The organism is Anaeromyxobacter soli (genome assembly GCF_022808855.1).
Lineage (GTDB): Bacteria > Myxococcota > Myxococcia > Myxococcales > Anaeromyxobacteraceae > Anaeromyxobacter > Anaeromyxobacter soli.
Map to the genome: position 1 here is coordinate 1 of NZ_JAKZLF010000043.1, position 17,440 is coordinate 17,440.

16 protein-coding genes are annotated in these 17,440 nt (G+C 73.6%); 9 read left to right on the forward strand and 7 right to left on the reverse strand.

The genetic code is table 11. The features are described 5' to 3' along the window. Nucleotides 1-191 precede the first annotated feature (191 nt). The gene (locus MLV88_RS21190; protein ID WP_242340534.1) at nt 192-1,805 is read right to left on the reverse strand and encodes a sodium:solute symporter family transporter; all 1,614 of its coding nucleotides are present in this window, start codon (nt 1,803-1,805) and stop codon (nt 192-194) included. A gap of 24 nt (nt 1,806-1,829) precedes the next feature. Continuing rightward, nucleotides 1,830-2,165, reverse strand: a complete 336-nt coding sequence (locus tag MLV88_RS21195) for a DUF485 domain-containing protein (RefSeq protein WP_242340533.1) — start codon at nt 2,163-2,165, stop codon at nt 1,830-1,832. A 330-nt stretch (nt 2,166-2,495) separates the two neighbouring features. Here MLV88_RS21195 and MLV88_RS21200 point away from each other — a divergent pair, with 330 nt between their 5' ends. From MLV88_RS21200 to MLV88_RS21210, 3 genes are all read left to right on the forward strand, one after another. After that, the gene (locus tag MLV88_RS21200) at nt 2,496-3,815 is read left to right on the forward strand and encodes a sodium:proton antiporter (protein ID WP_242340532.1); all 1,320 of its coding nucleotides are present in this window, start codon (nt 2,496-2,498) and stop codon (nt 3,813-3,815) included. A gap of 76 nt (nt 3,816-3,891) precedes the next feature. After that, the gene (locus tag MLV88_RS21205) at nt 3,892-4,635 is read left to right on the forward strand and encodes a metallophosphoesterase family protein (RefSeq protein WP_242340531.1); all 744 of its coding nucleotides are present in this window, start codon (nt 3,892-3,894) and stop codon (nt 4,633-4,635) included. A 2-nt stretch (nt 4,636-4,637) separates the two neighbouring features. Beyond that, nucleotides 4,638-6,107 (forward strand): bifunctional serine/threonine-protein kinase/universal stress protein, encoded by a 1,470-nt coding sequence (locus tag MLV88_RS21210; protein ID WP_242340530.1) that lies wholly within the window; start codon nt 4,638-4,640, stop codon nt 6,105-6,107. A 10-nt stretch (nt 6,108-6,117) separates the two neighbouring features. Here MLV88_RS21210 and MLV88_RS21215 read toward each other — a convergent pair whose 3' ends face one another. Next, nucleotides 6,118-6,315 carry a hypothetical protein gene (locus tag MLV88_RS21215; RefSeq protein WP_243338649.1) on the reverse strand — a complete coding sequence of 66 codons (198 nt, stop codon included), beginning with the start codon at nt 6,313-6,315 and terminating at the stop codon, nt 6,118-6,120. A 118-nt stretch (nt 6,316-6,433) separates the two neighbouring features. Further along, complete coding sequence (locus MLV88_RS21220; RefSeq protein ID WP_242340528.1) at nt 6,434-8,119, reverse strand: MFS transporter; 1,686 nt, start codon at nt 8,117-8,119, stop codon at nt 6,434-6,436. A 240-nt stretch (nt 8,120-8,359) separates the two neighbouring features. On the opposite strand from MLV88_RS21220, the gene MLV88_RS21225 reads away from it, so the two are divergent. From MLV88_RS21225 to MLV88_RS21235, 3 genes are read left to right on the forward strand one after another with little or no spacing between them, the layout of a single operon-like run. Then, a complete protein-coding gene (locus MLV88_RS21225) occupies nt 8,360-8,617 on the forward strand; it encodes a DUF4212 domain-containing protein (RefSeq protein WP_242340527.1) in 258 nt (85 codons plus the stop codon). 24 nt (nt 8,618-8,641) lie between these two features. Then, nucleotides 8,642-10,378, forward strand: coding sequence for a sodium:solute symporter family protein (locus tag MLV88_RS21230; protein WP_242340526.1), 1,737 nt, complete (start codon nt 8,642-8,644; stop codon nt 10,376-10,378). Nucleotides 10,379-10,389: 11 nt separating this feature from the next. Then, on the forward strand, nt 10,390-12,189 hold the full coding sequence (locus MLV88_RS21235; protein ID WP_242356436.1) for a DUF294 nucleotidyltransferase-like domain-containing protein: 1,800 nt from the start codon (nt 10,390-10,392) through the stop codon (nt 12,187-12,189). A gap of 290 nt (nt 12,190-12,479) precedes the next feature. Here MLV88_RS21235 and MLV88_RS21240 read toward each other — a convergent pair whose 3' ends face one another. Then, complete coding sequence (locus MLV88_RS21240) at nt 12,480-13,667, reverse strand: MFS transporter (protein WP_242356434.1); 1,188 nt, start codon at nt 13,665-13,667, stop codon at nt 12,480-12,482. 20 nt (nt 13,668-13,687) lie between these two features. On the opposite strand from MLV88_RS21240, the gene MLV88_RS21245 reads away from it, so the two are divergent. Further along, complete coding sequence (locus tag MLV88_RS21245) at nt 13,688-14,134, forward strand: GAF domain-containing protein (protein ID WP_242340523.1); 447 nt, start codon at nt 13,688-13,690, stop codon at nt 14,132-14,134. An 8-nt stretch (nt 14,135-14,142) separates the two neighbouring features. Next, the gene (locus MLV88_RS21250) at nt 14,143-15,183 is read left to right on the forward strand and encodes a nucleotidyltransferase family protein (RefSeq protein ID WP_242356432.1); all 1,041 of its coding nucleotides are present in this window, start codon (nt 14,143-14,145) and stop codon (nt 15,181-15,183) included. Between the two features lie 18 nt (nt 15,184-15,201). Here MLV88_RS21250 and MLV88_RS21255 read toward each other — a convergent pair whose 3' ends face one another. Both MLV88_RS21255 and MLV88_RS21260 read right to left on the reverse strand, forming a co-directional pair. Then, on the reverse strand, nt 15,202-15,972 hold the full coding sequence (locus MLV88_RS21255; RefSeq protein WP_242340521.1) for a Stp1/IreP family PP2C-type Ser/Thr phosphatase: 771 nt from the start codon (nt 15,970-15,972) through the stop codon (nt 15,202-15,204). A gap of 24 nt (nt 15,973-15,996) precedes the next feature. Next, complete coding sequence (locus tag MLV88_RS21260; RefSeq protein ID WP_242340520.1) at nt 15,997-16,938, reverse strand: diacylglycerol/lipid kinase family protein; 942 nt, start codon at nt 16,936-16,938, stop codon at nt 15,997-15,999. On the opposite strand from MLV88_RS21260, the gene MLV88_RS21265 reads away from it, so the two are divergent. Then, the gene (locus tag MLV88_RS21265; RefSeq protein WP_242356430.1) at nt 16,937-17,425 is read left to right on the forward strand and encodes a tRNA (cytidine(34)-2'-O)-methyltransferase; all 489 of its coding nucleotides are present in this window, start codon (nt 16,937-16,939) and stop codon (nt 17,423-17,425) included. The two genes, MLV88_RS21260 and MLV88_RS21265, sit on opposite strands and share 2 nt — an antisense overlap. Nucleotides 17,426-17,440 lie beyond the last annotated feature (15 nt).

Below are 17,440 nucleotides of genomic sequence, written 5' to 3' on the forward strand. Positions count from 1 at the left end.
CCGCGCCGGGCCCCGCCAGGGCGGCCGCGCCGCGCGCGAGGCCGGCCCCCGCGCTCCCGGCCGTCACCGCGGCCGCCGTCGCGGCGGCGTCGCCGCGCGACGACGAGTACCGGCGCTTCTGACTCATGAAAAGGACCGCGGCCGGCGCCCGGGAAGGCGCGCCGGCCGCGGCGTGGATCACGGGCTCGCGGCTACTCGGCGCCGACGCCGAGGTAGGTGCGGAGCTTCTCGTCCTCGAACATCTCCTGCGCCTCGCGCTCGGGCGTGAGGAGCGAGGCGATGATGCCGACCGCGAACGCCGCCGTCATCGAGAAGATCGCCGGGTTCTTCATCGGGAAGATGGCGTGCTCGAACTTGAACACGTCGACCCAGACCGTCTTCGAGAGCACGATCATCGCGCACGAGCTGATCGCGCCGACGAGGATCGACCAGACCGCGCCCCAGGTCGTGAAGCGCTTCCACACGATCGACATGAGGAGGGCGGGGAAGTTCGCGCTGGCGGCGATCGCGAAGGCGAGGCCCACCATGAACGCGACGTTCTGGCCCTTGAAGAGGATGCCGAGGCCGACCGCCACCACGCCGAAGACGATGGTCGCGATCTTCGCGGCCTTCACCTGCTCCTCCTCCGTCGCCTTCCCGCCCTTGATCACGTTCACGTAGATGTCGTGGGAGTAGGCGGAGGCGCCGGCGAGGGTGAGGCCGGCCACGACGGCGAGGATGGTCGCGAAGGCGACCGCGGCGATGAAGCCGAGGAACGCCGTGCCGCCGAGGAGCTCGGCGACGAGCGGCGCGGCCATGTTGCCGCCGCCGTCGATGCCGGAGATGAACTTGCGGCCGCCCGGCGTGAGCACCGCGGCGCCGAAGCCGACGATCGGGATGATCACGTAGAAGTAGCCGATGAGGCCGGTGGCGTAGAGCACCGACTTCCGGGCGGCCTTCGCGTCCGGCACCGTGTAGAAGCGCATCAGGATGTGCGGCAGGCCGAGGAGGCCGAACATCAGCGCGAGGCCGAGCGAGACGGCCTCGATCGGGCTCGCCACGATGCCGCCCGGCTCGAGCGCGGTCTGGCCGTACTTCTCGACGACCGCGGCGTAGAGGTTGCCCGGGTTGAAGTTGAACTTCGCGAGCACGAGGACGGTCAGGAGCGACACGCCGAAGAGCAGCAGGCCGGCCTTGATGATCTGCACCCAGGTCGTCGCGAGCATGCCGCCGAAGAGCACGTAGGCGAGCATCACCACGCCGACGATGAGCTCGGCGTACTCGTACTTGAGCCCGAACATGAGCTGGATGAGCGCGCCGGAGCCGACCATCTGGGCGATGGTGTAGAAGAGCACCGTCAGGATGCCGCCGATCGCCGCGGCGATGCGGACCGGCTTCTGCTTCAGCCGGAACGCCACCACGTCGGCGAAGGTGAACTTGCCGAGGTTCCGGAGCGGCTCGGCGACGAGGAACATGAGCGCGGGCCAGCCGACGAGCCAGCCGGTCGCGTAGATCATGCCGTCGTAGCCCTTCAGCGCCACCATGCCGGAGATGCCGAGGAACGACGCGGCGGACATGTAGTCGCCCGCGAGCGCGAACCCGTTCTGCAGCGCGGAGACGCTGCGGCCGGCGGCGTAGAACTCGGAGGAGGTCTTCGTCTTGCGGGCCGCCCAGTAGGTGATGACGAGCGTCACCGCGACGATCATGAAGAAGAAGAGGATGGACATCATCGACGGGGAGCCGAGCGACGTCTGCATCGACTCACCGGCGGCCGCGGGGGCGGCCTGCGTGAGGAGGAGGGCCTGGATCGCGCCGATCGAGGTCATTGGTATTCCTGTCGGTGAAGGGGGCTACCGGAGCTGCGAGCGGATCCGCTCGACTTCGGGGTCGTAGGACTTGTTGGCCCACGCCACGTAGAAGGCGGTGAGCACGAAGGCGATCACGATCGCCGCCAGGCCGAGCGGGATCGCGAGGGTCGTGACCTCGCCGATCTTGGTGTTGACGAGCGTCTTGTTCGTCGCGACGAGCAGGATGAAGCCGTAGTAGCTCACGAACAGCAGCGTGAGCAGGACGAGGCTGACCTTCCAGCGCTTGGACACGAGCGCCTTGAACTCGGGCGACGCGATCACCTCGTGCGCGGAACGGGTGCTGCGATCCTTCAGCGGGCTGACCGCGGGTTTCGACATGAACGCTCTCCTCCGGGATACGTGAAATTTGAGGCGTGGGATGTGGTCATAGCAGATCGATTTGCGCGGTGAACAGCCGCACGCGCCAAAGTTGCGCAACAAATTGCCCCGGAGCGGTCCAATACCCGCTCCCGGAGCCCGCACGAATCGCTGGATGCAATCAATGCGCGCAAGACATGCGCAAGAACGAAAAGAGAGCGTAACGCAATCAATGCGCGCAAGCGCTGCGCTCGGCGGGTCCGGAGCGCCAAGGGCTGCGAACATCATCAGGGTGGCGCAAGGCCGCAGGGCGGCGTTGCCTGCCGAGCGGCGCCCCGTTAGCGTCGGCGGGTGGATCCCATCGTCCGTGCGAGCGAGCTACCCCTCGGCCACCTGCTTCCCGTCTGGAGCGTCGCCCCGTTCGCGCTCGTGCTCGCCGGGATCGCGATCCTGCCGCTCGCGGCGGGGCGCTTCTGGGAGCACAACCGCAACAAGCTGCTCTTCAGCGCGCTCCTCGGCGTACCCGTCGTCGCGCTGGTCGCGCGCCTCGACGGCGGCGCCGTCGCGCACGCGGCGCACGAGTACGTCGCGTTCATGGCGCTGCTCGGCGCCCTCTACGTGATCTCGGGCGGGATCGTGGTGCGCGGCACGCTCTCGGGGACCCCCGGGCTCAACGCCGCGCTGCTCGGCGCGGGCGCGGCGCTCGCCTCGCTCGTCGGCACGACCGGCGCGTCGATGCTGCTCGTGCGGCCCCTGCTGCGCGCGAACTCGGTGCGGCGCGGCAAGGCCCACGTCTTCGTGTTCTTCATCTTCATCGTCGCGAACGCGGGCGGGCTGCTCACGCCGCTCGGCGATCCGCCCCTCTTCCTCGGGTTCCTCCGCGGCGTCCCGTTCACGTGGACCCTGCGCCTGTGGCGCGAGTGGGCGTTCGTCGTCGGCGCGCTGCTCCTCGTGTTCTACGTGGTCGACTCCACCCTCTTCCGGCGCGAGGACCTCGCCACCCCCGGCGACCTCGACGAGCTCGCCGAGGCCCACCGCGTGCCGCTGCACGTCGCCGGGGCGCACAACGCGCTCTGGCTCGCCGCCATCGTGGGGGTGCTGGTCGTGGCGGGCACGCTCGCGCCGCCGCCCGGGGTCGCGGAGGCCGCGCTCGCCGGCGTCGCCGCGCTCGCGTGGGTCACGACGCCGGCCGCGCTCCGCCGGGAGAACCGCTTCTCGTGGGGGCCCATCCTCGAGGTGGCGGCGCTCTTCGCGGGCATCTTCGCCACCATGATCCCGGCGCTCGCGATCCTGAACGCCCGCGGCGCCGAGCTCGGCCTCGCGGAGCCCTGGCAGTACTTCTGGGCCACGGGCGCGCTCTCCTCGGTCCTCGACAACGCGCCGACCTACCTCACCTTCGCCTCCGCGGCGAGCGCGGTCGTCGGGACCGACGCCGGCGATCTCTCGCAGCTCGTGGCGCACGCGCGCGGGGCCGGGCTGCTCCGCGCCGTCTCGCTCGGCGCCGTGCTCATGGGCGCCGCCACGTACATCGGCAACGGCCCCAACTTCATGGTGAAGACCATCGCGGAGGAGGGGGGCGTGCGCATGCCGAGCTTCTTCGGGTACCTCGCCTGGAGCGCCGCGGTCCTGCTGCCCATCCTCGCGGCGATGAGCTGGCTGTTCCTCATGTGACGGCCGACCGGCCCGGAGGGAGATAAGCTCTCCTCGGAGGGACCCCGCGCCGCCCCCGGCGCCGGGCGGCCGCGCGATGAAGCTCGCCATCCTCGCCGATGTCCACGCGAACCTCGAGGCGCTCACCGCCTGCCTCGACCACGCGCGCGCGGCGGGCGCCGAGGCGTTCGCCTTCGTGGGCGATCTCGTGGGGTACGGGGCGGACCCGGCGGCGGTCCTCGACGTCGTCCGGTCCCACGCGGAGTCGGGCGCGGTGGTGGTGCGCGGCAACCACGACGCCGCGGTGGTCTCGCCCGGGGCCGAGACGATGCACCGCGTCGCGGAGGAGGCGATCGCGTGGACCCGCACCCGGCTCGACGAGCGCCACCAGGCGTTCCTCGCGAGCCTGCCGCTCCTCGTCCGCCGCGGCGACCTCGTGTTCGTGCACGCGAGCGCCGATCGCCCCGCGGACTGGACCTACGTGACGGACCCGCTGCACGCCGCCGCGAGCCTGCGCGCGGCGGGCACGCACTACGTCTTCTCCGGGCACGTCCACGAGCCGGTCCTCTACTACACCGCCCTCGCCGAGCGCCCGATCGCGTTCCAGCCGGTCCCGGGCGTGGCCATCCCCGTCCCACCCCGGCGCCAGTGGCTCGCGATCGTCGGGTCGTGCGGTCAGCCACGCGACGGGAACACCGCGGCGTGCTATGCGCTCCTCGACCTGGAGCGCGAGCGGCTCGCGTTCCAGCGCGTGCCGTACGACTGGGCGACGGCCGCCGCGAAGATCCGCGCGGCGGGCCTGCCGGAGCGGCTCGCGGCGCGGCTCGAGCGGGGAGAGTGAACGTGGGCGCGCTCCTCGATCGCGGGACGGAGATCGACGGCTTCCGCGTGGAGGAGCAGGTCCACGCGGGCGGGATGGCGGTGCTATACCGGGTCACCAGCCCGGGCGCCGAGTTCCCGCTCCTCATGAAGGTCCCCCGGCTGGGGCCGGGGGAGCCTGCCTCGAGCGTCATCTCCTTCGAGGTCGAGCAGACTGTGCTCGCGGCGCTCAAGGGGCCCCACGTGCCGCGCTTCGTCGCGGCGCGGGACGACGCCGAGCGGCCGTTCCTCGTCATGGAGCGGATCGAGGGGCGCTCCCTCGCGGAGTGGGCGGAGCGCGCGCCGCTCCCGCCGGAGGAGGTGGCGCAGCTCGGGGCGGCCGTCGCGACCGCGCTCCACGCGCTGCACCTCCAGGACGCCATCCACCTCGACCTGAAGCCTTCGAACGTGATGATCCGGCCGGGCGGCGAGGCGGTCCTCATCGACTTCGGGCTCGCGCACCACGGGCACTACCCGGACCTCCTCGCCGAGGAGTACCGGCGGCCGATCGGCTCGGCGCCGTACATCGCGCCCGAGCAGGTGCTCGGGGTCCGCTGCGATCCGCGCAGCGACGTGTTCGCCCTCGGCGCGGTGCTGTACGAGCTCGCCACGGGGGAGACGCCGTTCGGCTCCCCGACCACCCCCGCCACGCTCCGCAAGCGGCTCTGGCGCGATCCGGTGCCGCCGCGCGCCCTCGTGCCGGCGGTCCCCGAGTGGCTCCAGGAGGTGATCCTCCACTGCCTCGAGCCGGACGCGTCGGCCCGCTACCCGACGGCCGCGCAGGTCGCGTTCGACCTCGCGCACCCCGCCGACGTCGCGGTGGGCGAGCGCGGCCTCCGGCGCCGCCGGGCGGGCACCGGACAGGTCGTGCGCCGCTGGTTCAAGGCGATCGGCTTCGAGCCGCCGCCCTGCCCCCAGCCCTCGGCGTACGCCGCCGGCGGCTCGATCGTGCTCGCCGCCCTCGCGACCGCGCGCGCGGACCCGGCGCAGACGGACGCGATCCGCGAGGCGGTCCGCCGCGTGCTCGCGGCGGGGGACCACACGCGCCTCGCGGTCGTGACGGTGATCCCGCCCACGCCCGACCTCGGCGGCACGGCGCCTGAGGACACCGCGACCGCCCAGCGGCTCAAGCACCGGGTCCTGCTCCGCCACTGGGCCGAGCCGCTCAAGCTCCCGGGGACGCAGCTCTCCTTCCACGTGCTCGAGGCGAGCGACGCGGCGGCGGCGCTGCTCGAGTACGCTCGCGTGAACGCCGTGGATCACATCGTGATCGGCGCACCGCCGCGCGACGTCCCCCTGCGCGGGATGCTGGGCGCGGTCGCGACGCGGGTGGCGCCGGACGCGGCGCCGGAGCCGCTGCAGCTCCTGCGGCTCCTCGGGACGGTCTCGACGAAGGTCGCGGCCGAGGCGCCCTGCACGGTGACGCTGGTCCGGCCGCGCGCGCCCGGGGCGTGACGGGCTTCGTCTATCTAGACACGACCTTCGAGACCAGCCAGACCACGACGCCGAGGCCGACGAGCGCGGCGACCATGAGCGCGAGCGTCGAGCCGGACACCTGCATCTGGCCGACCGCCTCCGTGCCGGTGGCCTCGTTGGCGCGGGCGAGCGCGGAGACGGAGAGGGCGACGGCGGCCGCGCTGCGGAGCGGGGTGGCGGAGTTCATTGCGGTCCCGGGCGCGCGACGCCGCGCGCGAGGGCGCGCGGGCGCACGAAGTGAGTGGAAGGGGAGGGGAGAGAGGAACGCCCCCGCGCCGCGGCGCGGCGCGGGGGCGCGGGGGACGTCAGGTGTGATGGATGTCGCGGTCCTTCGTCTCCGGCATGAAGAGCGAGCCGAGGACGGCGGTCATGAGCGCTGCGATGATCGGGTACCAGAGGCCGTAGTAGATGTCGCCCGTGGCGGCCACCATCGCGAACGCGATGGTCGGCAGGAAGCCGCCGAACCAGCCGTTGCCGATGTGGTACGGCAGCGACATCGAGGTGTAGCGGATGCGCGCCGGGAAGAGCTCGACGAGCCAGGCCGCGATCGGCGCGTACACCATCGTCACGTACAGCGCGAGGAGGAAGAGCAGGAACACGACCATCGGCGTGTTCACCTTGCTCATGTCGGCCTTGGCCGGATAGCCGGCGGCCTTCACCGCGTCGCCCAGCTGCTTGTCGAAGGCCGCCGCCTGGGTCTTGAACTCGGCGGGAGGCAGGGTCCGCCCGTCGAAGCTCTTGATCTCCGTGCCGCCGATCTTGACGGACGCGGGCGTGCCCGGCGCCGCCTGCTCGTTGCGGTAGGGGATGTACTTCTTCGCGAGCCAGCTCTTCGCGATGTCGCAGGACGTGTTGAACTTCGCCTTGCCGATCGGGTCGAACTGGAAGCTGCAGTCGGCGGGGTCGGAGACGACCGTGATCGGGTTCGCCTCGGCGGCCTGGAAGATGGCGGGGTTCGCGGCCTTGGTGAGCCCCTTGAAGATCGGGAAGTAGGTCGCGGCGGCGATGACGCAGCCCGCCATGATGATCCACTTGCGGCCGATCTTGTCGGAGAGCGCGCCGAAGACGATGAAGAACGGCGTGGCGAGGATGAGGGCGCCGGCGACCATGAGGTTCGCCGCCATCGCCTCGACCTTCAGCGTCTGGGTGAGGAAGAACAGCTCGTAGAACATGCCCGTGTACCAGACCACCGCCTGGCCCACGACGCCGCCGAACAACACCATCAGCACGATCTTGAGGTTGTTCCAGCGGAAGAACGACTCGGTGATCGGCGCCTTCGAGCCCTTGCCCTCAGCCTTCATCCGCTTGAACACCGGCGACTCCTGCAGCTGGAGCCGGATGTACACGGAGATGGCGAGCAGGAGGGCGGAGAGGATGAACGGGATGCGCCAGCCCCACTCCTCGAACTTCGGGCCCATCGAGGCGCGCGTGCCGAGGATCACGAGCAGGGACAGGAAGAGGCCCACCGTGGCGGTCGTCTGGATCCAGCTCGTGAACAGGCCGCGCTTGCCCTTGGGAGCGTGCTCCGCCACGTAGGTCGCCGCGCCGCCGTACTCGCCGCCGAGCGCGAGGCCCTGCATGAGGCGCAGGCCGATGAGGATGGTCGGCGCTGCCATGCCGATCGTCGCGTAGGACGGCAGGAGACCCACGATCGTGGTCGAGAGGCCCATGATCAGGATCGTGATGAGGAAGGTGTACTTGCGGCCGATCAGGTCGCCGAGGCGCCCGAACACGATGGCGCCGAACGGGCGGACGGCGAAGCCCGCGGCGAAGGCGAGGAGGGCGAAGATGAAGGCGCTCGTCTCGTTGAGCGCGCCGAAGAACTGCTTGGAGATGATCGCCGCGAGAGAGCCGTAAAGATAGAAGTCGTACCACTCGAAGACGGTGCCGAGCGACGACGCGAAGATGACTCTCTTCTCGTCGCGAGTGATGCCGACAGCCTTGGGAGGTTCGCTCGGCGGCTGTGGGGCGGTGACCGGTGCGATCGCCATGGGTACTCCTCTACGCGCGGTTAAGAATGGTGAATGGCCGGGCAGCGTGTTCAGGCGTACCACACGCAGATCGTGCATGGCAATGGGCAACGCACGTATTGCGCGCAAAAAGTCGACCTAAGCGCACAACCCGCGTCGGGCCTGTTCTGTCGAGTAATTCAGCGGACTTGGACCCGTCGGGGCTCGCGGTGGTTGCGCGCTGCGTCGTAGGATGGAACCTAACGCGGGGTATTTCGCGAAATGACGCAAGACAAGCGCGAGGCCTACTGGAGGGCGAACCTGCGCTCAATCGCCGGAGTGCTCGCGATCTGGGCGGCCGCGTCCTTCGGGGCCGGGATCCTCCTCGCGGATCGGCTCGACGCGTTCCGGCTGTTCGGGTTCCCGCTCGGCTTCTGGTTCGCGACCCAGGGCGCGATGCTCGTATTCGTGGCGCTCGTATTCGTCTACGTTCGGTGGATGAACGCGCTCGACCGGCGGTTCGGCGTGTACGAGGAGTGACCCCGCCGTCGCTGGGAGGATGGGATGGGCCCGATCGGCTGGACGTGGGTGCTCGTCGCCGCCTCGTTCGGCCTCTATGCGGGCATCGCCCTCTACACGCGGGCGCGCTCCCTCGCCGACTACTACGTCGCGGATCGCGCCGTTCACCCGGTGGTGAGCGGGATGGCCACCGGCGCGGACTGGATGTCCGCCGCGTCGTTCATGTCGATGGCGGGCATCCTCGCCTTCACCGGCCGCGACGGCTCCGCCTACCTGATGGGCTGGACGGGCGGGTACGTCCTGCTCGCGGTGCTGCTCGCGCCGTACCTCCGCAAGTACGGCAAGTACACGGTCCCGCAGTTCGTGGGCGACCGTTACTACTCGCGCTCCGCGCGCGCGGTGGCCACGGTCTGCGCGCTCGTCGTGTCGTTCACCTACGTGGCCGCGCAGGTGCGCGGGGTCGGCATCGTGCTGGCGCGCTTCCTCGAGCTCCCCATCGGCGCCGGCGTCGTGATCGCCCTCGCGATCGTGTTCTTCTACGCGGTGCTCGGCGGGATGAAGGGCATCACCTACGTCCAGGTGGCGCAGTACCTCGTGCTCATCGTCGCCTTCCTCGTGCCGGCGGTGCTCGTGTCGCGGCTGCTCACCGGGAACCCGATCCCGGCGCTCGGGCTGGGCGGCCGCCTCACGGAGGGCGGCGCTGCGCTCCTCGGCGTCACGCCCGGGCGCCACCTGCTCGACGCGCTCGACGCGGTCGGCGCCGACCTCGGCCTCGGGCGGTTCACGGCGGGCGCGCGGCCACGCCTCGACGTCGTCGCGACCACGGCGGCCCTCATGATCGGCACCGCCGGCCTGCCGCACATCATCATCCGCTTCTTCACCGTCCCGAAGATCCGCGACGCGCGCGCGTCGGCCGGCTGGGCGCTCCTGTTCATCGCGGTCCTCTACACGGCCGCGCCCGCGGTGGCCGCCTTCGGCCGCGGCCTCCTCGTCGCGACCGTGGAGGGCGTGCCGCACACGGAGGCGCCGAGCTGGTTCCGCGCCTGGGAGCAGACCGGGCTCGTCGCCTGGACGGATCGGAACGGCGACGGCCGCATGCAGCTCTCGGGGGATCCGGCCCGGAACGAGGTGCGCGTCGACGGCGACGTGATCGTGCTCGCGCACCCGGAGATGGCGCGCCTCCCGGCCTGGGTGGTCGGCCTCGTCGCCGCCGGCGCGCTCGCGGCCGGCCTCTCCACCGCCGCCGGGCTGCTGCTCGTGATCGCGGCGGGGTTCTCGCACGATCTCGTCCGCGGCGTCGCCGCGCCGCGCCTCTCGGATCGCGCCGAGCTCGGGTGGGCGCGCGGGGCCGCCGCCGCCGCTGCGCTCGGGGCGGGCTACTTCGCGCTCAGGCCGCCGGGCTCGGTCGCGGAGGTGGTCGCGATCGCCTTCGGCCTCGCCGCGTCGTCCTTCTTCCCGGTCCTCGTGCTCGGGATCTTCTGGCGCCGGGCCACGCGCGAGGGCGCGATCGCCGGGATGGCCGCGGGGCTCCTCGTGACTTCCGCGTACGTCCTGTGGTTCCGGCACCTGCACCCGGAGCTCAACGGGCCCGAGCACTGGTGGCTCGGGATCTCGCCGGAGGGGATCGGCGCGCTCGGGACGCTCGTGAACGCGGCGGTCCTCACCGTCGTCTCGCTCGCGACGCCGGCCCCGCCGCGCGAGGTCCAGGAGCTCGTCGCCTCGCTGCGCTACCCCCGCGAGCCCGCGCCGGCCCGCGCGGCCGCGTCCTCCCGGGCGCGCTGACGGAGCCAAGCGTGCCGGTCGATCCCGCCGCCTTCCTGCGCGCGACCCCGCCCTTCGACGGCCTGCCAGCGCCGCTCCTCGCCGCGGCGACCGCCGCGCTCGACGAGGTCTCCCGGCCCGCCGGTACGCGGCTCGTCCGCGCCGGCGGCACGCCGTTCGAGCACCTCTGGATCATCCGCGCCGGCGTCGTGCGGCTCGAGCGCGACGGGCGGACGATGCAGGTCCTCGAGGAGGGCGAGGTGTTCGGGTACACCTCGCTCCTCACCGGCACGGCGCCGCTCGACGTCGTGGTCGAGGAGGACCTCGTCGCCTACCGGCTGCCCGCCGCGGAGTTCCGGCGCCTGCTCGCCGACGCCCGCTTCGCGGGCCACTTCGCCACGGGGCTGGGGGAGCGGCTCCGGCGCAGCCTCGAGCTCGCGCCCGCGCACGAGGGGCCGCCGGAGCTCGCCCAGCCGGTCGAGCAGCTCGTCTCCGGCCCGGCCGCCTGGGTGAGCGAGGACGCCACCGTCGGCGACGCGGCGCGGGTGATGCGCGCGCGGGGGATCTCCTCGGTCCTCGTGCGCGGAGCTCCGCCCGGCATCGTGACCGATCGCGACTTCCGCGGCCGCGTGCTCGCCGAGGGGCTCGGGCCGGAGACGCCCGTCGCCGGGGTGGCGACCCGTCCGCTGCGCGAGATCGCCGCCGGCACGCCGGTGCACGCCGCCTGGACGGCGCTCCTCGACGCAGGCGTCCACCACCTGCCGGTCGTCCGCGACGGCGACGTCATCGGGGTCGTCACCTCGACGGACCTCCTGCGCTGCGCCGCGCCCGGCCCCATGGCGGTCCTCCGCCGGGTCGAGGGGCTCGCCTCGCGCGCCGCCTTGCCGGGCTACGCCGCGATGGTCGCGCGCATGGCGGCCTCGCTCCATGCGGGTGGGCTGGACGCGCTCGCCATCGCCGCGCTCGTCGCCCGGCTCAACGACGCGCTCGTGCGCCGCATCCTCGCCTGGGGCGAGCACGATCTCGGGCCCGCGCCCGCTCCCTACGCCTGGCTCGCGCTCGGGTCGGAGGGGCGGCGCGAGCAGACGCTCCTCACCGACCAGGACAACGCCATCGTCTTCGCCGACGCGGGCGCCGAGGAGCGCGCCTGGTTCGTGAACCTCGCGGAGCGCGCCAACGCGGACCTCGAGGCGGCCGGGTTCCCGCGCTGCCGCGGCGACGTGATGGCGCGGAGCTGGAACGGGACGCTCTCCGAGTGGCGGTCGCGCGTGGCGGGCTGGCTCGACGCCCCCACTCCGCGCGCGCTGCTCGACGCGGCGACGTTCGCGGATCACCGCGCGGTGGCGGGCGCGCTCGACGTGGCGCCGCTCGGGGACGCTGTCCTCGCGGCCGTCGATCGGCCGCCGTTCCTGCGCTTCCTCGCGCGCGCCGCGCTGGACTTCCACCCGCCCGCGGCGCTCACGCTTCGCCTGCGAGCGGCCGCCGCCATCGATCTCAAGAAGGCCGGCATCGCGCCGGTGGTCTTCCTCGCCCGGGCCTACGGCCTCGAGGCGCGCGCGCCGGCCCGCGCGACCGTGGACCGGCTCGACGCGGCGGTCCGCGCGGGGCTCGTCGACGAGCGCGTGGGCGTGGCCGCCGCGGAGGCCTTCCGCGTCCTGCTCGGGCTCCGCCTGCGCGAGCAGCTCCGCGCGGCCGGGGAGCGCCGCGAGCCGGAGGACACGCTCCAGCTCGCGACGCTCTCCGCGGTGGAGCGCAGCCGGGTGAAGGACGCGTTCCGGGCGGTGCGCGCGCTGCAGGACGCGGGCGAGCACCACTTTCATACGAGGTTCTGATCTCACGGGGACTGCGTCCCCGCCCCAGCGGCAGAGCCGCTGGGGCCCCACCCCTGCTCGGCGGGGCCCGTGAACCTGCGCGCCCGCTGTCGCGGGTGCGCGCAGGTTCCCCGCCGGGAGGGGCTTCGCCCCTCCCCGCGCGTTGCGCGGGGCCCCTCCCGCGGTCGCGGGGCCCGTGACCCGTGCCCGCTGTCGCGGGTGCGCGCAGGTTCCCCGCCGGGAGGGGCTTCGCCCTCCCCGCGCGATGCGCGGGCTCCTCCCGCGGTGTCCACGAGTGAGCAGATCGGCGCTCAGGCGGGCCGCGCGGGCCCCGCCGCCGGCGCGGCGGCGCGCCGGCCGAGGAACAGGAGCGCGAAGGCGAGCGCCGCGATCTCGAGGGCCGCCGCCCAGACGAAGAGGGGCGCCGCGGAGCCGTAGCGGTCGTAGCCGGCGCCCGCGAGCTGGTAGCCGAAGGCGTTCCCCGCGCCGAACACGATCGCGGAGAAGAGCGCCTGGCCGGAGGCGCGGAGCCGCGGGGGCACGAGCTCCGCCATGGCGTCCATCGCCGCGCCCCAGAACAGGCCGAAGCTGAGCCCGTGCAGGAGCTGGAGCGCCACGATCGCGCCCGCCGACTCCGCGCGCGAGACGAGCGCCCAGCGCACGGCGCTGCCGAGGAACGCCACCGCGAGGAGGCGCCGCAGCGAGTGGCGGCGCTCGAGCCGCGGGAAGACGAGCAGCGCCGCGATCTCCGCGACCACGCCGGCGGCCATGCCGAGCCCCGTCACGTCCGACGGCAGGCCGCGGTCGCGCACGAGCACGCCGAAGAGGAGGTGGTACGGCGCGCAGGCCGCCCAGTGGAGCGCGCAGGCGGCGAGGAAGAGCAGGAGCCGGCGGTCCCTGACGAGCTGCCCGAGGTCCGCGAGGCCGGGGCGGGCGCCGGGGTGGGGCGGCGCAGCCGGGACGGTGCGCGCCACGAGCGCGTAGCCGGCGACGCCGCAGGCGACGAGCGCCGGGACGAGCACGTCGCCCGGGCGATCGCCCCGGAGCGCGAGCGCGCGCCCCACGCCGAGCGCGAGGGCGACGAACCCGAGCGATCCGAAGAGGCGCAGGCCCGTGTAGGAGGTCCCGGGCCGCGCGCGCGTCCACTCGAGCGACACGGAGTCGACGAGCGGCACCACCGCGCGCTCGCCGAGCGCCTGCACGAGGAGCACCGCGCCGACGGCGAGCGGCGAGCGCACGAGGGGGAGCAGCACGGCGGCGGACACGGCGACGAGCGCCGCGCGGCGCAGGGCGCGCGCCGGCGATCCGCGCCGGTCTGCCCAGCTCGCCCACGAGATCGCCACCGCGGGCGCCGCGAGCGAGGGGAGCATCTGGACCGTGCCGATCTGCTCGCCGGTGTAGCCGAGGCCGCGCAGATAGGCCGCGAAGTACGGCAGGTTCGTGCCGACCGTGCCGTAGTAGAGGAAGTAGAAGAGGCGAAGGCGCGCCGCGGGGACCATCTGTTATCTTCGGCTTTACCATGGACTCCGAACGCGCTGGCGCCCTCGAAGCCCTCCGGGTCGCCGCCCGCCGCCCTTACCGGGAGGCGCTCCGCGAGGCCGCCGCGATCCTGCAGCGTCTCCCCCGCTACACCGGCGTGTACCTCTACGTCCTGCGCGGCGGGGTGCTGGAGCTCGACGCGTTCGCCGGCCGCGACACGCCGCACGTCCGCATCCCGGTGGGCGAGGGGCTCTGCGGGCTGTCCGCGCGCACGAAGGACGTCGTGCTCGTGGACGACGTCGCCGCCGATCCGCGCTACCTCGCGTGCAACCTCGAGACGCGCTCCGAGATCGTGTTCCCCATCCTCCGCGGCGAGCGCTACCTCGCCCAGATCGACGTGGACTCGGATCACCCGGGTGCCTTCGGCGCCGAGGACCGGACGTTCCTCGCCGAGGTCGCCGCGATCCTCGAGCCGGTCTTCCCCTGAGGCGCGCGATGGGCGACGTCGTCGGCATGGTGCTGTGCGCCGGGCTGGGCACGCGGCTCCGGCCCCTCACCGCGCGGGTGGCGAAGCCGGGGGTGCCGGTGTGCGGCGTGCCGCTCGTGCGCTGGTCGCTCGCGCTCCTCGCCGGCGCCGGCGTGCGGCGCGCCGTCGTGAACGTCCACCACCTGCCGGACGGGATGGCGGCGGCGGCCGGGGAGGCGGCACGCGCGCTCGGCATGGCGCTCGCCGTCTCGCGCGAGCCGGTCATCGCCGGCACCGGCGGCGCGCTGCGCGAGGCGCGCGCTCACCTCGCCGGCGCGGACGCGATCGTGCTCGTGAACGGCGACGTGCTCTTCGACGTCGACGTCGCTGCGGCGCTCGCGGAGCACCGCGCCTCGGGCGCGCTCGCCACGATGGTGCTGCTCCCCATGCCCGCCGGCGCGCGCTACGCGTCGGTCGAGACGGACGCGGGCGGCGCAGTCCGGCGCATCGCGGGGGCGTTCGGGCCGGGCGGCGAGGGGCTCGCGCCCTGGCACTTCTCCGGCGTGCACGTGCTCTCTCCGGCGCTCCTCGACCGCGTCCCCGCCGCGCCGTTCGAGCGCGACATCAACCGGCACGTGTACCCGCCGCTCATGGCGTCGGGGGCGGTGCGCGGCCGCGTCGTCGCGGGGTACTGGAACGATCTCGGCACGCCGGCGCGCTACCTCGAGGCGACCTTGGACGTGCTCGCCGGGCGCGTGCCGCTCGCGCGCTTTCCGGGCGCGGACCCGTTCTCCGGGACGCGCGAGGTCGCGCCGGGGGTCCACGCGGCGGCGGGGGCGCGGCTCGACCCGCGCGCGCGGCTCGCGGGGCCGACGCTCGTCTGCGCGGGCGCCGCCGTCGGCGCGGGGGCGGAGGTGGGCCCTCGCGCGGTGATCGGTCCGGGCGCGTCGGTCCCGGGGGGCGCGACGGTCCGCGAGGGGATCGTGTGGGAGGGGACGGAGCTCGCCCCGGGCGAGCGGCTCGAGGGCGCGATCGCGGTGGGGAAGGATCGGGTCGGCACGCGGGAGTAGCCGGCCGGCCGCGGCGCGCTACCGGCTGACGGCCACGAGCACGCAGGTGATGTTGTCCACCCCGCCCGCCTGGTTCGCCGCGTCGACCAGCGTCTGCGCGGCGCGCTTCAGGTCGCCGTGGCTGGCGCGGATGATGTCGCCGATGTGCGGGTCGGGCACCATCCCGGAGAGCCCGTCGCAGCAGAGCAGCACCACGTCGCCGTCGCGCAGCTCCTCCCGGACGAGATCGACCTCGACGAGCGGCTTCATCCCGAGCGCCCGGACGATGACGTTCTTGTGCGGGAACGTCTCGGCCTCCGCGGGCGTGAGCTTGCGCTGGCGCAGGTAGTCGTTGAGGAGCGAGTGGTCCTCGGTGAGCTGGCGCACCTGCCCGGCGCGGTACAGGTAGGCGCGGCTGTCGCCGACGTGCCCGACGAGGAGCGTCTCGCCGCCCTTCGGGAAGCTCGCCGCCACGAGCGTCGTGCCCATCCCGTGGAGCTTCGCGTCGGTCTGGGCGCGCTCGTGGATCCGCACGTTCGCGAGCTTCACCGCGGTGAGGAGCCGGTTCTCGTCCTGGCTGCGCGCCGGGTCGAGCTTGAACGGCCAGGTCGCCTCGTCGTCGCGACCGGTCAGCCGGAAGAACTCGGCCATCTCCTCGACGGCGAGCCGCGCGGCGACCTCGCCCGAGGCGTGGCCCCCCATCCCGTCGGCGACGCAGTAGAGCTGCTCCTCCGGGAGGAGCAGGTAGGCGTCCTCGTTGTGGGCCCGCTTACGTCCGACGTCGGTGATGCCCGCGTGGCTGAGCCGCATGGTGGAGGTCTCCGGCGCAGGGTATCACGGTACGACGAGGGCGATCCCGGGTCCCGTGGCCACCCGCACCCGCGCCCGCGCTTCGTACAGGTCGCCGTCCACCGTGAAGCGGATCCCGTCGCCCTCCGCGACGAGCTCGCGCGCGACCTCGTCCTGCGCCAGCGCGCGGCGCCAGGGCGCGCCGCGCCGGATGCGCGGGAGCGAGAGCGCGAGCGGGAGCAGCCCCGCGGTGAGCCCGATCGCGTGGAACGAGCCGGGCTGCTCGGCGCAGCGCGCGAAGGCCTTGAAGCCGAACCCGATGTCCGGCGTCGCGCCGGCCACGAGCGCGAGGTACGGCACGTCGGGCCACTCGTCGCCGTCGGTGACCACCCGCAGCCGCTGGCGCCGCACCAGCGCCTCGGCGAACGGGCCGCCCGCGATCGCGGAGCCGATGGCGCGCAGCACCAGGGCCGCGGCGGTCGCGGGCGAGGTGCGGCCGGTGGCGTAGTACGCCTCGAGGAAGGCCACCACCGCGCCCGTGCCGAAGATGAACCCGTACATGGGCGGCCCGTCGTCGGCGGAGACGGCGAGGAGGTCCCGCTCGACCGTGCGCAGCGGGTGACCGGCGCGCCGCCTGACCAGCACCTCCCGCAGGATCCGCTCGGGGCGCCCGCGGATGTGGTGCCCGTGGGCGACGGTGTTCATCGAGCCGCCGCGCAGGGGCAGGAGCCGCGGGAGCGGCGCCCCGCCGTAGGCGCGCGCGAACGCGGTGAGCACCACGTGCGCCGTGCCGTCGCCCCCGTTCACGCCGAGGACGTCGATCCCGGCCGCGCGGAAGCGCGCGACGGCCCGGGCGAGCTCGGCGGGCGTGGAGGCGTCGATCACCTCGCCGTCGTCCCCGAGCAGCGCGCGAAGCCGGCCGGCGATGCGGGGGTCGCGCCGGTTGCGCCGCGACCGCGGGTTGTTCACGATCCCGATGCCGCCCATGCCGACCCTGCCCTCCGTCGACCCGCCCTTCCAGATCGTCCTCGTGGCGCCGCAGATCCCGCCGAACACCGGCAACGTCGCGCGGACCTGCGCCGTGACCGGCGCGGCGCTCCACCTCGTCGGGCCGCTCGGGTTCTCGCTCGACGAGAAGCAGCTGCGCCGGGCCGGGCTCGACTACTGGCCGGAGGTCGCCCCTGCGATCTACCCGGACTGGAGCGACTTTGAGGCCCGGACGCTCCGCGGTCAAATCGAAAAGCTGCACCTCTTCACGGCCCGCGCGGAGCGGGGCCTGTTCGAGGTGCGCTTCGCTCCGGGTGACTTCCTCGTCCTCGGCCAGGAGCAGCTCGGGCTCCCGCCGGCGCTGCTCGCCGCTTGGCCCGAGCGGCAGGTGGGGATCCCGATGCGCGAGGGCATGCGCAGCCTGAACCTCGCGGTGGCGGCGGGAGTGGCGCTGTACGCGGCGCTGGCGTCCGTTCGCGGAGCGTGACCCGCGGGTGTAACA

Excerpts from the sequence above, each read along its gene's own strand:
- MLV88_RS21190 (WP_242340534.1), bottom strand. The coding sequence starts at position 1,805 with ATGACCTCGATCGGCGCGATCCAGGCCCTCCTCCTCACGCAGGCCGCC.
- MLV88_RS21195 (WP_242340533.1), bottom strand. The coding sequence starts at position 2,165 with ATGTCGAAACCCGCGGTCAGCCCGCTGAAGGATCGCAGCACCCGTTCC.
- MLV88_RS21205 (WP_242340531.1), top strand. The coding sequence starts at position 3,892 with ATGAAGCTCGCCATCCTCGCCGATGTCCACGCGAACCTCGAGGCGCTC.
- MLV88_RS21215 (WP_243338649.1), bottom strand. The coding sequence starts at position 6,315 with ATGAACTCCGCCACCCCGCTCCGCAGCGCGGCCGCCGTCGCCCTCTCC.
- MLV88_RS21220 (WP_242340528.1), bottom strand. The coding sequence starts at position 8,119 with ATGGCGATCGCACCGGTCACCGCCCCACAGCCGCCGAGCGAACCTCCC.
- MLV88_RS21225 (WP_242340527.1), top strand. The coding sequence starts at position 8,360 with ATGACGCAAGACAAGCGCGAGGCCTACTGGAGGGCGAACCTGCGCTCA.
- MLV88_RS21230 (WP_242340526.1), top strand. The coding sequence starts at position 8,642 with ATGGGCCCGATCGGCTGGACGTGGGTGCTCGTCGCCGCCTCGTTCGGC.
- MLV88_RS21240 (WP_242356434.1), bottom strand. The coding sequence starts at position 13,667 with ATGGTCCCCGCGGCGCGCCTTCGCCTCTTCTACTTCCTCTACTACGGC.
- MLV88_RS21245 (WP_242340523.1), top strand. The coding sequence starts at position 13,688 with ATGGACTCCGAACGCGCTGGCGCCCTCGAAGCCCTCCGGGTCGCCGCC.
- MLV88_RS21250 (WP_242356432.1), top strand. The coding sequence starts at position 14,143 with ATGGGCGACGTCGTCGGCATGGTGCTGTGCGCCGGGCTGGGCACGCGG.
- MLV88_RS21255 (WP_242340521.1), bottom strand. The coding sequence starts at position 15,972 with ATGCGGCTCAGCCACGCGGGCATCACCGACGTCGGACGTAAGCGGGCC.
- MLV88_RS21265 (WP_242356430.1), top strand. The coding sequence starts at position 16,937 with ATGCCGACCCTGCCCTCCGTCGACCCGCCCTTCCAGATCGTCCTCGTG.
- MLV88_RS21260 (WP_242340520.1), bottom strand. The coding sequence starts at position 16,938 with ATGGGCGGCATCGGGATCGTGAACAACCCGCGGTCGCGGCGCAACCGG.